Origin of the sequence: Halomonas sp. 141, from assembly GCF_002810305.1 — a bacterium.
GTDB lineage: Bacteria > Pseudomonadota > Gammaproteobacteria > Pseudomonadales > Halomonadaceae > Vreelandella > Vreelandella stevensii.
In genome coordinates, this window is record NZ_PINZ01000008.1 from 1 (window position 1) to 17,992 (window position 17,992).

A 17,992-nucleotide genomic window follows, 5' to 3' on the forward strand; every position below is an offset into this window, starting at 1 on the left:
TGGCTCATGCCTGCACACCTGTAAGCGTGAATCTGGTATCGTTGGGTCTGGGTCAGCTGTCGGTATGCCATGCTCTGTTTCACTTTGGTCGGTAAAGCAGAGAGAGTACCGGCGCTGGCCCTCCTGCTTCTACCTTGAGATCCAAAGTGCTGCGGTTATTCTATGAATCTAGGTTTTCAAGTGTTGGTATTAAAGAGGTGAGAACGCCTGCCCATGCGACAGTCTGTCGGATTGACCCACCGCTAGCCAGTCGGCATATTAGCTGTAAAAAAGGAGAACCCATGACGACCATGACGCATTATCCTGCCAGCAGACGGCTCAAGCGCTCCTGTTTAGGCAGTCTGGCGGTCAGCGCCTGGCTGCTGGCGACCAGCGCGTTGGCCAATGCCAGCGAGCTTCCCAAAGGGCACTTTTTGCTGCCCGAAACAGGCAACATGATTGGCGAGATCTACACGGTCACGGCCAGCAATGAAGATACGCTGCTGGATATCGCCCAGGCTCACAACGTGGGCTACGAGGAGATCCGCATGGCCAACCCGGATGTCAGTATCTGGGTGCCTGGCGAAGGTACCGAGGTGACCATTCCCGGCCAGTTCATTCTGCCTGACGAGCCGCGTACCGGCATCGTGATCAACGTCGCTGAACTGCGCCTCTACTACTATCCCGAGGCAGCGGCTGGCGAGCCTGCCGTGGTCGAGACCTACCCCATCGGCATTGGGCGCGATGCCTACAATACGCCTCTGGGGATTACCAAGACCACCATGCGGCTCGAAAATCCTGCCTGGTATCCGCCGGCGTCCATTCGTCGTGAGGCCGCCGAGCGGGGCGACCCGCCACCGGCTGTCGTGCCTCCGGGCCCTGATAACCCGCTGGGGCAGTTCGCCATTCTGCTCGATATACCGGGCTACTTGATTCACGGGACCAACCAGCCGGACGGCATCGGTATGCGCGCTAGCCGAGGCTGTATCCGGATGCACGGGGACGATATCGAGTCGATCTTCTGGCGCGTGCCTGTCGGCACTCAGGTCAATATCATCGATGCCCCCATCAAGCTGGGCTGGAGCGAGCAGGGCAATGCCTATATTCAGGCATTTTCCTCTACCGACGAGAAGGCTTTCGGCATGGACACCCTGCTGAATGTGATTGGCCTGATCGAAGAGCATAACGGCCAGGGCAGTGCCAACTACGAGCAGGTTGGCCGCGTGCTCGAAGAGGCCAATGGTCAAATCGTCCCCCTCAGCTAATGCTCAGGGCGGTAGCGCGGCCACCAGGCCCAGCGCTACCGCCTGACGTACCCAGTCTGCCACATTGCCCGCCTGCATCGTTTTCATGGCCCTCAGCCGATAGACTTCCACGGTTTTAGGGCTCACCTCCATGTGTTCGGCAATTTCCCGGTTGGTCAACCCGCGAGCCACATGGGTCATGATCTGCTGCTCCTTCGGCTTGAGCGACCTGTAGCGCGCCTTCAGGCTAGCCACTTGCGCCTGTGCCTGATGCCGTTGGCGAGCGTGTTCCAGGGCTCGCTGCACGATTTCGATGATCTGCTGGTGGTTGAAGGGCTTCTCGATGAACTCGAACGCCCCGGCTTTCAGGGCGGCCACCGCCATGGGAACATCGCCGTGGCCGGTCATCATGATGATCGGCAGGGTGTCCTGCTGATCCAACAGCGCCTGCTGTACCTGGAGGCCGCTGAGGCCGGGCATGCGCACATCCAGCAGCAGGACGGCTATGTGATCGCGCTGGGCCGCCAGAAACGCGTTTCCGCTGGCAAAGGGCTGGGCAGTCAGGCCGACCGACGACAGCAGCCATACCAGCGATTCGCGCAGGTCGGTGTCGTCATCGACCACGGCAATGGTGGAAAGGGGAGGTTCCATCAAACGTCTGTCTCCGTACGTAGCAGTACTTCAAAACAAGCCCCCTGGGGGCAGTCGCGAAGCGTCAGGGCACCGCCCATGCTTTCCAGCAAGGTTCGGCTGATGGCCAGACCCATGCCCAGCCCATCGTCCCGAGTGGTGTAGAAGGCATCGAAGATGTGTGGGCGCTGGGTATCGGGCACGCCTGGCCCTTGGTCTTCAACGCTCAGCGTTAGCTGGCGATGCCCGCTGGGTCGAACCGTGATGACCACGGCGGGGCGGTCGGGCATCTCACGGCTGGCGGCCAGTGCATTCAGTAGCAGGTTGACCAGCACCTGCTCCAGCGCGATGGGGTCGCCATAGACCCTGGGGAGTTCGTCGGGTAGCTGGCGCTGCAAAGGAATGGCAGCCTGCTGATACTGCCACTCGCAGAGTTGGCAGGCCGCCTCGATCACCGGAGCCAGCGCGACCGGATGCACTCGATGGCTGCGTTTGCGTACGAAGCTGCGCAGATGTCGCAAACGTTGCGCCAGGCGTTCGACCTGCTGGTTGATACGTTCCAGCGGCAGGCGCAGTTCTTCGGCAGAGGGGGCAGGTTGCTGCTGGCACTGCATCAGCGCGCCGCTGGCGTAGTTGGCGATGGCGCCCAGCGGTTGGTTCAATTCGTGGGCAATGTTGGACGCCAGCTCACCCGCGGCCGCTAGCCGGTTGGCATGGGCAATGTGCTCCTGATGGCGGCGCGCCTGCGCTTCGGCCTGCTTGCGCGCGCTGATATCGCGGTTGATGAGCGCGTAGTGGCCGGGTTCGGCGCCCTGAGCACGGTGGGCCAACACGACGCTGAGCACGGGCAGCAGGGCATCTGGTGCGCGTATCTCCAGCTCGCCGCTCCATGAACCGTAACGCTCGACGGCAGGAAAGACCACCTGCCGGAGCAGCCGCAGCGACTCGCAGGAGTATACGGTCTCCAGGGGAGCTTGCAGGGCCTCGTCGGGCAGTGCCAGGCAGCGCCGAGCGGCTTCATTGGCGCTGAATACCCGCTGGTCGGGCCCCAGAAACAGCACGTAGTCGGTGGTGGACTCGACCACCTGCGCCAGGCGTTCTCGGGTGGCTTCGGCTTCGATGCGCCGCCCCACGTCCCGTGAGACACAGAGAATGTCCAGCAGCTCCCCCGTGTTGGCGTCTCGTCGGGTCCGGCTGGTGGTTTCAAACCACACGTAATGGCCCGCCTTGGCGCGAAAGCGATAGGTCTGCTGGTAGAACCCATCATGGTAATAAACCCGTGGTGACTTGTTGAGCAGCGCGCTCAGGTCGGCGGGATGAAAGAGCTGATAAGCCGAGACGCCAATCAACTCCTCGGGCGCGTACCCCAGCAGGTCGCGGGCGGCTTGGGAGGCATACAAAAACGTGCCGTCGCGGGCATGCCGAGAGATCAGGTCGGTGGTGCTTTCCGCCAGCCACTGGTAGTGGCGCTTCTCCTCTTCCAGGGCGGCATTGCGCGCCTGTAACGAGGCGATTTCTGCTTGCAGGCGGGCTTCCAGCGGCGTGGTCATGGCATTATCGCGCGGGGTCCAGTACGCCACCCAGCGAGGCATTGCGGCGGAACCAGCCAGCAATGCTGGTGCGCGGCAGGCGCGTGGGCAGCACTTCGTGAGGGATGGTTTCCGATAAAAAGCAGGCAAACGTTCCCGCTTCGGGTACGACCCGGGCTACTTCCCGGCTGGGGTCTTCGGGGTCGTAGATGACCATTTCGCCTCCACCATCGGCGGGCCAGTCGGGGGTGAGGTAGCCGACGGTCGAGATGACGCGATTGGCCCGCCCGCGAAAGCTATCCAGATGGCGTTGGTAAAACGCCCCGGCAGGGTAGTGGGCAAAATGCGCCTCGTACTCGAACAGGCCAAGAAACAGCGCCTGATTCAACGAGCGCTGCAGCTCGGCCATGGCATCGAGATAGTGCCGCTGGGCTTCGCTTTCACGGTCCAGCCAGTGGATGGCGTCGCCGCGAATATCCTTGCGCAGCAGGTGCTGCTGACCACGCCCAATGCCTGCTTCATCGAGCGCATCGTGGGCTGCCAGGTGCAGCAGCTCGCCTTGCAGCGCCTGGCACAGGGCCGGGTCGATGACCCCTTGGCCCACGTACCAGCCCTGTTCCACCAGGGCGTCGACCAGAGCCACGTGGGCATCGGGGGCAAGAGCATGGGGGCGGGTTTCCATGGAAGCGATCATTTGGTGTGTCTCGTGACTGGCTTGTCGTTGCGATTGACGGTGGCTGGGCGCTGAGGAGAGCGCCGTTCGGGGTAGTGGCGCAAGGCGCCGACCGGGCGGCGGTAAAGGTCGATGTCCATGCCAAACCCTTCGGCCAGCAGCTCCACCAGCATCATGGCCGAGAGCCCCCAGATCACGTGGCTGTCTACTCGGTAGCTGGGCACGTAGTGAGCGACGCCATCCACGGTGATGACATCGGTATGGGTGCGCTGGTCCTCCAGAAAGTGGCTGAGCGGCACTTCGAAAATGGCATCCAGCTCCGCCGGGTCTGCCACCAATGGCAGGTCGGGGGGGATCAGGCCTACCCAGGGGGTGACCCGTATCCCGTGCAGCGAAATCACATCGGACAGGCGCCCCAGCGGCTGCACTGCCTGCGGTGCTAGCGCAATCTCTTCCTGAGCCTCCCGCAGTGCGGTGGCGTAGAGGTCTGCATCGGTGGCTTCACGCTTGCCGCCGGGGAAAGCGACCTGGCCGCTGTGGGTAGTCAAGTGGCCCGCGCGGCGGGTAAACAGCAGCGTCGGCGATGGCCGCTCGACGATGGGCATCAAGACGGCGGCCTCTGGCAGAGTAACGTGGTCCAGCCGTTGAGGCGTATGCAGTTGCAGCTGTTTGCGCAGTTTCTCTAACATAGGGGATTCCCGTGACTTTGTTCTCTTTTACCCAGCCATGACGATCAGCGTCAAGCGCGTTGATAGCTCGCCCTTCCAGCCATAGAGAAAACGCGATGAACTTTTGTAGTCAGTGTGGTGAAAAAGTCCGCTTTGCGGTGCCTGACGGAGATGACCGCCCCCGCTACCTGTGCGATGCCTGCGGTACCATTCACTACCAGAATCCGCGCATTGTGGCGGGTACGCTGCCGGTGAGCGGCTCGAAGGTCTTGCTGTGCAAACGCGCCATTGCGCCGCGCAAAGGGTATTGGACGCTGCCGGCAGGCTATATGGAAAACGCCGAAACCACGCAGCAGGCCGCATCCCGGGAGACCTGGGAAGAGGCCTTCGCCGAAGTCGTGCTGGGAGACCTGTACACCTTGATCGACCTGCCGCACATCAATCAAGTCTACATGATTTTTCGTGCCGACCTGGTGGGTGGCTTCAGTGCCGGACCAGAAAGCCTGGAGGTGGCGCTTTTCGAAGAGCACGAAATCCCTTGGGACGCGCTGGCCTTTCCTACCATCGAGCGGACCCTGCGGCACTACTTCGAAGATCGCCAGCAGGCGGAGTTTCCGCTGCACATCAGCAAGATCACACCCGAAGACCGCGAGCGCTACTTCGGCAGTGCCTGATGGGGCAGGGGGGAGCGCCTACAGGTTGGCCAGCTGCCACACGTCGTAGGCCACTTCTTCGTAGGGGTGGGCCAGCTTGAGGGCGGCAATGGCCGCCTGGATGTGCGCGTCGTCACAGACCAGCTCCACCTTGAACTCTTCCACCCTTTCCAGGGTGCCTACCTGACCGATATGCGGTTCGGCGCCCTCCATCGGCCGAAACTGGCCGGTGCCGCGGGTCTGGAAACAGACGTGCTCATAATCACCGATACGCCCCGCACCCGCGTCGAACACGGCGCGCTTGACGCTCTCGACATGGTCGACAGGAACAAAAAAAGCGAGTTTATACATGGATCATGCCCCTTTTTGAGCGGCGAAAGTCAGCAGAGGGCCACATGATACGCGATTTGGCGGTAGGTTGGGCACCGCCACCCTGTCAGGGGGCGGTGCCCTGTCGCTGGCTTACCAGGATTTATAAGGCAGGAACTTGCCGTTCAGGGTGAGCAGCACGCGGTCGCCTTTGGGGTCTTCGATCTTTTCCATCTCCATGGTGAAGTCGATGGCGCTCATGATGCCGTCGCCAAACTTCTCCTGCACGACATCCTTGAGGGTTTCACCGTAAACGCCGACCACTTCGTACAGGCGGTAGATGAAGGGGTCCTGAGGAATGGCCTCATCCCATGCCTTGGTGGGGAAGGCGGTCAGCGCGGTGGCCACGTCGCCATCGACTTCCAGCACGTCGCACAGTTTATGGGCGACATCGGCACTGGCGCTGTTCATGCCGTAGCAGGCTGACGCCACCCAGACCGGTGACATGCCGACCGCGCTGGCAATCTCGTCCCAGCTCATTTGCTTGCGTGCCTTGGCGGCGAGAAGGGTGTGACGCATTTCAAGCTTATCCATGACGGATCTCCTTGGGAGTAAATGTGACCAGCTTTTCCTGGGGCGGCACGCTCTTGGGTGCCGGGGTGGAGTCGGGCGAGGCGCTGCCTTCTGCCAGGGTCACGGGGTTGACCGGTGTGGGGTAGCGCAGGCCCTTGCCGTCGGACTCCTGGGTGCGTAGCTCACTGGAGCGGTTTACCAGGAAGTCGACGAGGTAGTTGCGAATCGTATAAAAGTGGGGATGCTTGACGATCTCCGCCCGCTGGCGCGGCCGTGGCAGGTCGATTTCGACCGCTTCGGCAATCCGCGCCTGGGGGCCGTTGGTCATCAGGAAGATACGGTCGGCCAGCAGAATGGCTTCGTCCACGTCGTGGGTGATCATGAACACGGTCTGCTGGTCCTGGCTCCAGATCTTGACCAGTTCGTCCTGGATGACGCCGCGGGTGAGGGCATCCAGGGCCCCAAAGGGCTCATCCAGCAGCAGCAACTTGGGCTTGGTGGCAAACGCACGCGCGATGCTGACCCGCTGGCGCATGCCGCCAGAGAGCTGGGCGGGCTTGCGGCCGACCACTTCTTTCAAGCCCACCAGGGTCAGGTATTTCATGCTGTGCTCGGTGATTTCGTGCTCGCTCCAGGCGGGCCAGCGGGCACGTACGCCAAAGCGCACGTTGTCCAGCGCAGTGAGCCAGGGCAGCAGGCTGTAGTTTTGAAATACCACGCCACGTTCGAGGCTCGGCCCATGGATCTCCTTGCCATCCATGACCATGGAGCCTTCGGAGAACTGATCCAGCCCGGCCAGCGCATTCATGATGGTGGATTTGCCACAGCCGGAGTGGCCGATGATGCAGACGAACTCGCCCTTCTTGAGCTGAAAGCTGATGTCTTCGAAGACCGTGAGCGGTGCAGCGTCCTTGCCAGCGCCGGGGAAGCGTTTGGCGGCCTTCTGCACCTCTACAAAGGCATGACTCATGACAGGCTCCTTATTCGGCGTAGGTGACGAAACGGGCGACATAGCCCAGCGACATATCCAGCAGCATGCCGACGACGCCAATCATCAGGATGGAAAAGATCACGCTGGTCAGGTCCAGGTTGTTCCACTCGTTCCAGACGTAGTAGCCGATGCCGGTACCACCCACGAGCATTTCTGCGGCGACGATGACCAGCCAGGCAATACCGATGGAGATACGCATGCCGGTCAGAATGGTCGGGGCCGCGGCGGGCAAAATGACCTTGAAGGCCGTTTGCAGCGGCGACAGTTCATGGGTGCGTGCCACGTTCACCCAGTCGCTGCGCACACCGGCCACGCCAAAGGCGGTATTGAGCAGCATCGGCCAAATGGAACAGATAAAGATCACGAAGATGGCTGACGCTTCGGCATCCCGAATGATGAACAGCGCCAGAGGCATCCAGGCCAAGGGAGAAATCGGCCGCAAGACCTGAATAAACGGGTTGAGCGCTTTATACGCCAGCGGTGACATGCCAATCAGAAAGCCGATGGGGATCGCTACCACGGCGGCCATGAGATAGCCGCTGAGCACGCGGTAAAGGGAGTAACCCAGTTGGATGCCGATCCCCTTGTCGTTGGGGCCTGCATCATAGAAAGGGTTGGAAAGCTGCTCCCATGCCCGCTCGAAAATCGCCGACGGCGGGGGAACGCGGGCCGTTTCATCGGCCCCGCCCAGCAGCAGTTCGTACTCGCTCAGCTCTTCCGTGCCGCCCAGCAGCGGCGAGCGGTCGAGTCCTTCCCATAGCCCCAGCAGCACGGCAAGCAGGACGAAGGCTAACAAGCCAGCGCGCACGTTCAGGCTGATGTTCCAGTCGGTAGTGGTGCGGTCCATGATTAGCTCCTGCGGATATCAAAGCTGGCCAGATACCCTTCGGGGTCGGTGTAGTCGAAGGTCTTGCCCATGATCTGGTAGTTGCGCGAGGTCTCTTCGGGGGCGTCGTAGCCCAGCTCGTTCATCACCGTGCGTGCTTCGCTGGCCAAAAAGACATCCCGGGCAATCTGCTGATAATCGACGCTGCCCTCGATGTAGCCCCAGCGCTTCATCTGGGTCAGGATCCAGACGGCCATGGAGTGCCAGGGGAAGGGGTCGAAGTCGATCCGGTCCGGCACGTTCTGAACATTGCCCAGGCCATCGGCAAAGCGCCCTGTCAGCACCTGCTCGATCACCGTGACCGGCTGGTTCAGGTAGTTGGTCGGGGCAATGGCCTCGGCGATTTCCGAACGGTTGGCCGGGTCGGACGAGTATTGGGTGGCATCGATGATCGCCCGCAGCAGCGCGCCGTAGGTGTTGGGGTTTTGCTGGGCAAAGCGAGCGCTGGTGGCAAAGGCGCAGCACGGGTGGCCGTCCCAGATCTCCTTGGTGAGCAGGTGGATGAAGCCGATGCGCTCGAACACGGCGCGCTGATTGAACGGGTCGGGGGAGAGAAACCCATCGATGTTGCCCGCGCGCAGGTTGGCGACCATTTCGGGGGGCGGAATGACGCGAATCTGAATGTCCTGATCCGGGTCCAGGCCATGCTCGGCCACGTAGTAGCGCAGCAGGAAGTTGTGCATGGAGTACTCGAAGGGCACGCCGAAGGTGAAGCCTTTCCACTGCTGCGGGTCACGCTTGTCCTGGTGGTCGTTGTGCAGCACGATGGCTTGCCCATTGACGTTCTCGATGGCAGGCGTCACGAAGGCCCGCTGGGTCGAACCTGCCCCCAGGCTCATGGCCAACGGCATGGGGGAGAGCATGTGAGCGGCATCGTACCGGTCGTTCAGCGAGTTATCGCGAATCAGCGCCCAGCCAGCGGTCTTGATCACATTGACGTTCAGGCCGTAACGCTCATAGAACCCCATGGGGTGGGCCATGATGATGGGCGTGGCGCAGGTGATCGGAATGAAGCCGATGTCCAGCTCGGTTTTCTCCAGCGGGCCGAGGTTCTCCTTGACCGCCGCCTTGATCGACTCCATGGGCAGCAGCGTGGCCAGGGCAGCCGCCGCGGTGCCGCCACCCACCAGCTTCATGAATTGCCGGCGGTGCATGTCGCTATGGCCAAAGATGCCACGAACCAGCGCGCTCTCCACCACCCGATCCATGATCTGTTCGGCATTGCTGGGCGGCGCTTCGCCACCGGCCAGGGTGGCCTGATGGGAAGGTACGCTGGGGCGGGCAGGGTGGCACTGGTGGCAATCACACTGGCGGCCATGGATCAGCGATTGACGGTGATCGAAAGGGTTGCCGAGACTGCTGTGGTCATTGTTCTCTTTCATGGGCGTTCACCTCTCAGGAGCAAATGGGCTTCTAGCTGCGCCGTCTTGGTGCGAAACAGAGCGTTGCGGCACTGTTTCGGTAGTGCGACTTGTGTGCCACAACCGTTCGTTTTGTTTAAAGATTCATAAATTCAATAAGTTGTGGTGTTTGGTGGAATCTTGGAGGCCATGCTTGAAAACAACGATTTTTCGTTAATAACGATATTTCGTTGTTTAAATGACGAAATATCGTTATTGGCCCGTTGTTTGTATGGGTAGTGGGTATGTCGCCGCCATCGCCAGGAGATGCAGATGCCCCCCATGCCCATGACGACCGAGCCGTTGATGAGCGAGCCGTCGCTCAAGCTCATGGCCAGCCATGCCCCGCTGGCCATGCTAGTGGTCGACCCGCTGGCCGATGAGCTGGTGGCTGCCAATGCGGCGGCCTGCCAACTGTTGATGCTGGAAGAGGGCGATTGGCGGGCGTCGCCGTTCAGCCATCGGTTGAGTGCCTCCTTGCCGCTGTGGGTCAGCTTTACCGATGAGGTATTGACTACCGGGCAGGCGTGGTCGGATGACCTGGTGGTGCTGGACAGCGTGCGTCAGCCACGCCGGGTAGAAGTCTTCGGTGAGCGTTTGCCGGACCCCCCGCGGCTCTTATTGACCCTGATCGACCGGCAGAAGGCCGAGCAGCGGCGCGCCCGCGCCGAGCTGGGGCGTCAGCATCGCCAGGGGGATGTAGGGTGGCAGCGCGTCGAGCAGGTGTTCGAGCGAATCGAAAGGCAGAACCAGCTGATTCTCAGCGCCGCCGGAGAGGGCATCTACGGGCTGGATGCGCAGGGCAGAACCACTTTCGTCAATCCAGCGGCCGAACGCATTCTGGGCTGGAGCACCGAGGATATGGTGGGCCACGATGCGCATTTGATGTTTCACCATACCCATGCCGATGGCTCGCATTTCCCGGTGCAGCAGTGCCCCATCCATGCCTCGTTCAGCGATGGCCAGGTGCACCACGTCGACGATGAAGTGTTCTGGCACAAGAACGGTGAGGCGATTCCCGTCGAGTATACGAGCACCCCCATTTTCGAGATGGGGCGGCTGGTGGGGGCCGTGGTGCTGTTTCGTGATATCCGCGAACGCAAACGGGCAGAGCAGCAGCTGCGCGATGCCCTGGAGGAGGTCGAGTCGCTGAAACGGCGGCTGGAGCTGGAGAACGAATACCTTCAGGAGGAGATCAAGGCAGAGGTCAATCACCGCAATATCGTGGGCAACAGCCCGGCGGTGGCCAAATTGATCCAGCAGATTGCCATGGTGGCGCCGACCGGGGCCAACGTCTTGATCAGCGGTGAGTCCGGCACGGGCAAGGAGCTGATCGCCAGGGCCATTCATGCTGGGAGTGGGCGCAGCGACCGGCCGCTGATTCGGGTCAACTGTGCCGCCATACCGCGAGATCTGTTCGAAAGCGAGTTCTTTGGCCATGTCAAAGGGGCCTTTACCGGGGCGATGCAGGATCGTCCGGGGCGTTTCGAGCTGGCCCACGGCGGCACGCTGTTTCTTGACGAGGTAGGAGAAATTCCGCTGGAGCTGCAGAGCAAGCTGCTGCGCGTATTGCAGGATCAGCAGTTCGAGCGAGTGGGAGACAACCGCACCCGCGAGGTGGACGTGCGCGTGATTGCGGCCACCAACCGTGATTTGAAAGAGATGATCGACGCCGGGCATTTCCGAGAGGATCTCTATTTCCGGCTCAACGTGTTTCCCATCGATTCAGTGCCGCTGCGCAAGCGCATCGAGGACGTGCCCTTGCTGGCGCGACATTTTCTGCACCGCGCCTGCTTGAAGTTCAACAAGCCGGGCGTGCGTATTCCTCCCGCCCAATTGGAGCTGCTGACCCGCTATCCATGGCCTGGCAATATCCGCGAGCTCGAAAACGTCATCGAACGACAGGTGATCGTGACCCAGGACCGCCGGCTCTGCTTCGACGACCTGTTGCCGCCGGAGCCCAGTGTGCCGGGGCAGGTCATGGCGGAGCGTGACAAGGGCGCCGAGCCCCTTGCCGAAACGCCGATGACCGAACAGGCGCTACAGCAGCGCCAGCGGGACAATGCGCTGAAGGCGCTGGCAGCGACACAGGGCAAGATCTCTGGCGCGGGTGGGGCGGCGGAGCTATTGGGGATCAAGCCCACGACGCTGGCCTCCCGGCTGCAAAAATGGGGCATCGACCCTCGGCAATTCAAGCGCCGTGAGCGTAAAAAGCCCCCCACCAACGGTGCATTGGACTAAGGTAAAAGGGCTTGGGCTGGGTAGGCGCTTTGTACACACAAATTCGCCAAGTTCAAGGCTGGCATACATACATGAATGTAACTATAATGCCCACTCTTTCAGGCTGGCGCCGCGCGTCTTCCAACGTTGACACCTAGAGGCAATCCCATGCGACTAGCACACTGGGCAGTCAATGCCCCTTTACGCCCCTTGCTAATGGCCGTGCTGACCTCCTCCTTCATTCTGCCTGCCCAGGCGGCTGACTTGATCACCATCACCCGTGATGCGTTGAACAACAACGCCGCCCTTGCCTCGTCACGCGCCGAATTTTCTGGCGTAGAGGCGGGCCGGGACGTAGCGCGCGGCGGCTTGCTGCCCCAAGTGAATGCTTCCGGGAGCGTCGTGCACAACCAGCAGTACGAAAGCCAGGGTTCTGCGCGGGGAGCGGGCGTCGGCGTGGGTGCCGACCAGGCCGCGGTGGGGGTCAGCGATGACCGTTACAACACCGCATCGCTGTCGTTGGAAGCGACCCAGGCGCTGTTCAATGCCGTGACGCGCCAGGAACTCAACCAGGCCGAGCGCCAGATCGATCAGCAGGTTTACCTGCTGGCCGCGACGGAACAGCAGCTGCTCATCGACGTGGTCAGCGCCTACTTCGATATTCTGCGTGCCCATGAGGTTCTGGAAGCGCGTCAGGCGCAAGAGCGCGCCATTGGCCGCCAGCTGGAGCAGGCTCGCGAGCAGTTCGAGGTCGGGCTGATTGCGATTACCGGAGTGGAGGAGGCGCGGGCCAGCTTCGACCAGTCTCGGGCCGACCGCATTGCCGCCGAGAGCAGCCTGCAAGTGGCGTTCGAAGCGCTGGAGCAGTTGACCGGGCAGCGTTACGCCAACATCGATGCCTTGGGCGACGCCATGCCGATTGCGCTACCTGCGCCCACCGACCGTGACTATTGGGTCGACCAGGCACTGGAGCGCAACCCGCAGGTGCTGGCCCAGCGGGCAGGCATCGAGCTGTCGCGGGCCGGTGTGGAAGTCGCCCGGGCAGGGCGTCTACCCACCGTGCAGGCGTTCGCCAACTATCAATACTCGGACAGCGACAGCGATGTGGTCAGTGGCTACAACTCTTCTAGCCAGGTAGGCGTTTCCGCCAACCTGCCGATTTACACCGGTGGCAGCACCAGTGCGCGTATCCGCCAGGGCACCTTCCAGCTCGAAAGTAGCCAGTACGACTTCGAGTCCCAGCGGCGCACCACGATCCAACAGGTGCGCTCGCTGTACACCCAGGTCAGCAATAACGTGGAAACCGTGGATGCTCGCCGCCAGGCCATCGTGTCTACCCGCAGCGCTCTGGAAGCAACGCGCGCAGGCTACGAGGTGGGTACCCGCAATATCGTCGATGTGCTGAATGCCGAGCAGAACCTCTATAACGCCATCGCCAGCTACGCCGAAGCGCGCTACGACTACGTGGTGAATCTGATGTCGCTGCGCCAGCAGTCGGGCATGCTGGACGTGGCGGCCATCGAGGAAGTCAATGCCTGGCTGACCGGTGACAGCGTCAACTTCACCCTGCCTGAAAGCAACGCGCCTGATACTTACCAGCGCGCGATGGACATTGGTGCTCCTCCTACCCCAGGCGCCTGAGCGCGGCCAATGGGGGCACGCCTGCGATCCGTCAACGTACAGAAAAAATGAATGGGAATTCGACGCATGAAAAGAGTGATGCACTCCACCCGGGCGAGCCTGGTGACGCTGATCGCCGTGCTGGCGCTGACCGCTTGTGGCCAGGAACAGCCGTCCCAGGAGCCGCAGGGCCAGCAGCAGGAAGCGCCACCCCACGCGGTGGAAGTCGCTGAAGTAAGCCGTCAGGACATTCCGCTCAACAAGTCCTATCCTTCGCTGCTGCGTAGCGACAGTGAAGTCACGCTGGTGGCGCGGGTCAACGGCTTTCTGGAAGAGCGGCATTTCGAACCCGGGCAAATGGTCGAGGAAGGAGATCGCCTCTACACCATCGAGCCGGACTTGTACCAGGCCACGGTGAACCAGCGTGAAGCAGACCTGCAGAGCGCCCGGGCAGAGCTGGCACGCGCCCAGCGGGATGCGCAGCGTTTCGAGCAGCTGCTGAGCCAGAACTCGGTCAGCCGCCAGCAGTACGACCAGGCGCTGGCAGAGCAGCGGGTCGCGCAGGCCAGCGTGGCACAGGCGGAAGCCGCGCTCACCAGTGCCAATCTGGACCTGGGCTACTCCAACGTCACCGCGCCCGTTTCGGGCATGATCAGCTTGAGCCAAGTCAACGTGGGCAACCTGGTCACGTCAGGCACTGAGCTGGCCACCATCACGCCTCTGGACCCGCTGGAAGTGCGCTTTCAGCTACCCCAGCGCGATGCCTTCGAGCTGCGTCGCCAGTTGGCCGCAAGCGCCGGTGACATGTCCTCCATCACCGCCCATCTCAGCGTGCCCGGGTTAGCGGGTAGCGCTGGCGATGAGCTGGCGGGTCGCTTGAATTTCCTTGGCTCTCGTGTGGATACCGGCACCAGTACGGTGCAAGCGTCGGCCACGTTCGATAATCCCGATGGCGAAGTACTGCCGGGCCAGTTCGTGCGCGTACGCCTCGAAGGCTTGAAGCGCTTCGACGTCATCGCGGTGCCTGAAATTGCCGTTACCCAGGGGCTGATGGGCCCCCGTGTCTTCGTGCTGGACGACGAGAGCAAGGCGCGTGAGCGGACGGTTCAACTGGGTGATGTGGCTGGCCCCTGGCAGATCATCGTGGATGGTCTGGAACCTGGCGAGCGCGTTGTGGTAGGTGACCCGGCGGGTCTCAAGCCGGGCATGGAGATCGACCCGGTGCGTTTCGATGGCGATGCAGAACAGCTGGTCGATGACGTGGAAGAAGCCGAAGCGCAGGAACAGCAGGAGCAGGCCGAAGCGGCTGCCGAGATGTCCGAAGGCGCCGGTGATGCGCCCGCGGAAGGGGAAGAGGGCGCGCAATAATGAATTTCTCCAATTTTTTTATCAGTCGTCCGATTTTCGCCACTGTATTGGCGATCATCCTGACACTGGTGGGTGCGCTGACGATGCGGATACTGCCTATCGAGCAGTATCCCAGCGTTGTACCTCCCACGGTATCAGTGACGGCACAGTTCCCCGGAGCTGATGCCGAAACGGTGGCACAAACCGTCGCAGCACCACTGGCAGAGGCCATCAACGGGGTTGAGGACATGCTCTACATGACCTCGAACAGTGCTGATAATGGCATCATGAGCCTGAGCGTGGCGTTTGATATTGGTACCGATGGCGATATCAATACCATCAACGTCAATAACCGCGTGCAGGGGGCCTTGTCCCAGTTGCCAGAGGCCGTTCAGTCTCAGGGTGTCACCGTGGAGCTGCGTTCCGACTCCATTCTGATGCTGGTCGCGCTGACCTCGCCCAGCGGTGACTACAACAACGTCTATATGCAGAACTATGCCACGCTCAACATTCTCGATGAGCTGCGCCAGGTACCTGGGGTGGGCAACGCCGAGGTGCTGGGGGGCGGCGAGTTTGCCATGCGGATCTGGATGGATCCCGACAAGCTGGCTCAGTACGACCTGACCCCGAGCGAAGTGGCCAGTGCCATTCGCGCTCAGAACACCGAAATTCCGGCCGGTAATCTTGCCGCGACGCCCCAGAGCGAGCCGCGTGCCTATACCTACACCATTACCGCTGGCGGGCGTCTTTCCAGCCCGGATGATTTCCGCAACATCTTCCTGCGCACCAATGCCGATGGCTCTTCACTGCGCCTGGAAGACGTGGCGCGGATCGAGCTGGGCGCCTCTTTCTACGGCGTGGATGCGCGGTTGAACGGCGCGACCATGACGCCCATCATCATCAACCAGCAGCCGGGCGCCAACGCGCTGGAAACGGCCAACTCGGTGCGGGCGACCATGGAAGATCTGGCTGAACGCTTCCCGCCGGGGCTCGAGTACGTGACGCCTTACGATACGACGCTGTTCATCGATGCGTCCGTCGAGACGGTGCTCAAGACGTTCATCGAAGCGTTCCTGATCGTTATCGTGATTCTGTTCATCTTCCTGCAGAACTGGCGCTTTACGGTCATCGCCATGTCGGTGGTGCCGGTCTCGGTGATTGGTACCTTTGCCGGCTTCTACCTGTTCGACTTTTCGATCAACCTGTTGACGCTGTTCGCGCTGGTGCTGTCGATCGGTATCGTGGTGGATGACGCGATTCTGGTGGTGGAGAACGTCGAGCGGGTGCTCAGCGAAGAGGACGATATCAGCGTTCGCGATGCCACCATTCGCGCCATGAAAGAGGTCGGTGGGCCGGTCATCGCCACGTCGCTGATCATGGCGGCGGTGTTCGTGCCGGTGGCCTTCATGGGCGGCTTCACGGGCCAGATCTACCAGCAGTTCGCGATTACTGTGGCGATCTCGGTGGCGTTGTCGGCGCTGATGGCACTGACCTTCACCCCGGCGCTGTCCGCGATCTTCATCAAGCACAACCTGCACAAGACCCGTCAGTCCGCTTTCAAGCGTGCGATTACCACGCCGCTGCGCCTGTTCGATCGTTTCTTCGCAGGCTTCACGGCGCTCTACATGTGGTTCGTGAAGAAGCTGGTGCGCTTCTGGGTGCTGGCGCTGGCGCTGACCGTGGCGGTAGGGGCGGGCTCTTACTGGCTGTATGCCAATACGCCCTCCACGCTGGTGCCCGAAACGGACCAGGGGATCGTGCTGGTCAGCGTGTCGCTGCCGGACGCTGCCTCGCTGGATCGTACCCAGAACTACATGGCCGAGCTAAGTGCTGCCATTGAAGATATCCCCGGCGTGCAGTACTCCTCGGCGGTGGCGGGGTATGACATTCTCTCCAGCGCGGTGAACACCGCACGCGGGATCATTTTCGTCAACATGCAGCCCTGGTCGGAGCGCGACCTGACCGCCAACGAGCTGGTGGGCCGTATCATGCAGCTGGGTGCCAGCATCGACGGTGGTTCGGCCATGGCCTTCAACGTGCCGCCCATCATGGGGCTGTCGACCACTGGGGGCTTCACCGGCTACCTGCAATCCTTCGACGGCGCATCGCCCCGTGAGCTGTATGAAGCATCGCTGCAGATCATGGGGGCGGCGAACCAGCACCCTGCGCTGAATCAAGTATTCTCCACGTTCAACATGAACGTTCCCTCGTTCCGGGCGGAGATCGACCAGCAGAAGGCGTTGAGCTACGGCGTGGCCCTGGAGAATATCTCTTCGGCACTTTCCAATACCTTTGGTAATGGCTTCGTCAACTTCTTCAGCTACCAGAACCGTAACTTCCAGGTGTATCTGCAGAACGAGGACGAGTTCCGCAAGACCCCCGAAGACATCAACAATGTCTACGTGCGGGGCGGCAACGGTGAGCGCATCCCGTTATCCGAGTTCGTGACGCTGGAGCGCCAGGTAGGACCTTCGGTAGTGTCACGCTTCGGGGTGTACATCGGGGCGCAGTTCCAGGGCGGGGCGGCTCCGGGCTACAGCTCGGCGCAAGCCATCGCGGCCATGGAAGAAGTCGTGCTGGAAACGCTGGGGCCGAACTGGGGCATGGGCTGGACCGGTACCGCGTATCAGGAGGCCAACCTGGGCAATACCGCCATGCTGGCCATCGTGTTCGGTATCCTGATGGTGTTCCTGATCCTGGCGGCCCAGTACGAGAGCTGGTCCTTGCCGCTGGCGGTCTTGACGGCCACCCCGTTTGCCTTCCTCGGGGGGATTGGCGGTATCGTGCTGCGCGGGCTGGATACCAGTGTCTACGTGCAAATCGGTATGCTGGTGGTCGTGGGGCTGGCGGCCAAGAACGCGATCCTGATCGTCGAGTTTGCCGAGCTGCAGCGTAAAGAGCAGGGCAAGACGATTCGTGAAGCCGCGATCACGGCGGCCGAGCTGCGCTTCCGGCCCATCGTCATGACCTCGCTGGCGTTCGTCTTTGGCACGCTGCCGCTGGCCCTGGCCACCGGGGCCAGTGATGTCAGTAGCCACCATATCGGCACCACGGTGGCCGTGGGCATGGCGTCCGTCGCCATTCTGGGCAGCCTGTTCATTCCCAGTTTCTACGCCATGATTGCCACTGTTTCTGACTGGCTCTACCGCAAGCGTCATCCTGAACGCAAGGAGGATGAGCAGGCGGCGCTGGGTCACGATCAGACCTGACCTGATCGCCAGCGATCCACCAGACGGGCACCCCACGGGGTGCCCGTTTTTTGTGGGCGTC

At 61.7% G+C, this 17,992-nt stretch carries 15 protein-coding genes; 6 read left to right on the forward strand and 9 right to left on the reverse strand.

What is annotated here, in order from left to right; genetic code table 11:
* Positions 1-290: 290 nt before the first annotated feature.
* Positions 291-1,244, forward strand: a complete 954-nt coding sequence (locus CWI66_RS05635; RefSeq protein WP_373294927.1) for a L,D-transpeptidase family protein — start codon at positions 291-293, stop codon at positions 1,242-1,244.
* A gap of 3 nt (positions 1,245-1,247) precedes the next feature.
* Here CWI66_RS05635 and CWI66_RS05640 read toward each other — a convergent pair whose 3' ends face one another.
* From CWI66_RS05640 to CWI66_RS05655, 4 genes are read right to left on the reverse strand one after another with little or no spacing between them, the layout of a single operon-like run.
* Positions 1,248-1,874: a response regulator transcription factor gene (locus tag CWI66_RS05640; protein ID WP_081195557.1), complete on the reverse strand. Its 627-nt coding sequence runs from the start codon at positions 1,872-1,874 to the stop codon at positions 1,248-1,250.
* Positions 1,874-3,403: an ATP-binding protein gene (locus CWI66_RS05645; RefSeq protein WP_198517459.1), complete on the reverse strand. Its 1,530-nt coding sequence runs from the start codon at positions 3,401-3,403 to the stop codon at positions 1,874-1,876. The genes CWI66_RS05640 and CWI66_RS05645 overlap by 1 nt, the downstream gene beginning before the upstream one ends.
* 4 nt (positions 3,404-3,407) lie before the next feature.
* Positions 3,408-4,076: a 2OG-Fe(II) oxygenase gene (locus CWI66_RS05650; RefSeq protein ID WP_100731152.1), complete on the reverse strand. Its 669-nt coding sequence runs from the start codon at positions 4,074-4,076 to the stop codon at positions 3,408-3,410.
* Positions 4,073-4,744 (reverse strand): CoA pyrophosphatase, encoded by a 672-nt coding sequence (locus tag CWI66_RS05655; RefSeq protein ID WP_100731153.1) that lies wholly within the window; start codon positions 4,742-4,744, stop codon positions 4,073-4,075. The genes CWI66_RS05650 and CWI66_RS05655 overlap by 4 nt, the downstream gene beginning before the upstream one ends.
* Before the next feature lie 95 nt (positions 4,745-4,839).
* Between CWI66_RS05655 and CWI66_RS05660 the strand changes: the two genes are divergently transcribed.
* Positions 4,840-5,397 (forward strand): NUDIX hydrolase, encoded by a 558-nt coding sequence (locus tag CWI66_RS05660; RefSeq protein WP_100731154.1) that lies wholly within the window; start codon positions 4,840-4,842, stop codon positions 5,395-5,397.
* Between the two features lie 18 nt (positions 5,398-5,415).
* On the opposite strand, the gene CWI66_RS05665 is transcribed toward CWI66_RS05660, so the two are convergent.
* The 5 genes from CWI66_RS05665 to CWI66_RS05685 all read right to left on the reverse strand — a co-directional run bounded on the left by CWI66_RS05665 (position 5,416) and on the right by CWI66_RS05685 (position 9,517).
* Complete coding sequence (locus CWI66_RS05665; protein WP_016914566.1) at positions 5,416-5,727, reverse strand: Nif3-like dinuclear metal center hexameric protein; 312 nt, start codon at positions 5,725-5,727, stop codon at positions 5,416-5,418.
* Positions 5,728-5,838: 111 nt separating this feature from the next.
* Complete coding sequence (gene cynS / locus CWI66_RS05670; protein WP_039176430.1) at positions 5,839-6,279, reverse strand: cyanase; 441 nt, start codon at positions 6,277-6,279, stop codon at positions 5,839-5,841.
* The gene (locus tag CWI66_RS05675) at positions 6,272-7,228 is read right to left on the reverse strand and encodes an ABC transporter ATP-binding protein (RefSeq protein WP_100731155.1); all 957 of its coding nucleotides are present in this window, start codon (positions 7,226-7,228) and stop codon (positions 6,272-6,274) included. The genes cynS and CWI66_RS05675 overlap by 8 nt, the downstream gene beginning before the upstream one ends.
* Positions 7,229-7,238: 10 nt before the next feature.
* Positions 7,239-8,096, reverse strand: a complete 858-nt coding sequence (ntrB, locus tag CWI66_RS05680; protein ID WP_096922563.1) for a nitrate ABC transporter permease — start codon at positions 8,094-8,096, stop codon at positions 7,239-7,241.
* Positions 8,097-8,098: 2 nt separating this feature from the next.
* Positions 8,099-9,517: a CmpA/NrtA family ABC transporter substrate-binding protein gene (locus tag CWI66_RS05685; RefSeq protein WP_100731156.1), complete on the reverse strand. Its 1,419-nt coding sequence runs from the start codon at positions 9,515-9,517 to the stop codon at positions 8,099-8,101.
* 300 nt (positions 9,518-9,817) lie between these two features.
* On the opposite strand from CWI66_RS05685, the gene CWI66_RS05690 reads away from it, so the two are divergent.
* The 4 genes from CWI66_RS05690 (at position 9,818) to CWI66_RS05705 (ending at position 17,931) form a co-directional block, all read left to right on the forward strand.
* Positions 9,818-11,776 (forward strand): sigma 54-interacting transcriptional regulator, encoded by a 1,959-nt coding sequence (locus tag CWI66_RS05690; RefSeq protein ID WP_446718681.1) that lies wholly within the window; start codon positions 9,818-9,820, stop codon positions 11,774-11,776.
* Positions 11,777-11,923: 147 nt separating this feature from the next.
* Positions 11,924-13,396: a TolC family outer membrane protein gene (locus CWI66_RS05695; RefSeq protein ID WP_100731157.1), complete on the forward strand. Its 1,473-nt coding sequence runs from the start codon at positions 11,924-11,926 to the stop codon at positions 13,394-13,396.
* Between the two features lie 66 nt (positions 13,397-13,462).
* Entirely contained in the window at positions 13,463-14,743 is a 1,281-nt protein-coding gene (locus tag CWI66_RS05700) for an efflux RND transporter periplasmic adaptor subunit (protein WP_100731158.1), read from the forward strand.
* The gene (locus CWI66_RS05705; protein ID WP_100731159.1) at positions 14,743-17,931 is read left to right on the forward strand and encodes an efflux RND transporter permease subunit; all 3,189 of its coding nucleotides are present in this window, start codon (positions 14,743-14,745) and stop codon (positions 17,929-17,931) included. The genes CWI66_RS05700 and CWI66_RS05705 overlap by 1 nt, the downstream gene beginning before the upstream one ends.
* The last annotated feature ends 61 nt before the right edge of the window (positions 17,932-17,992 follow it).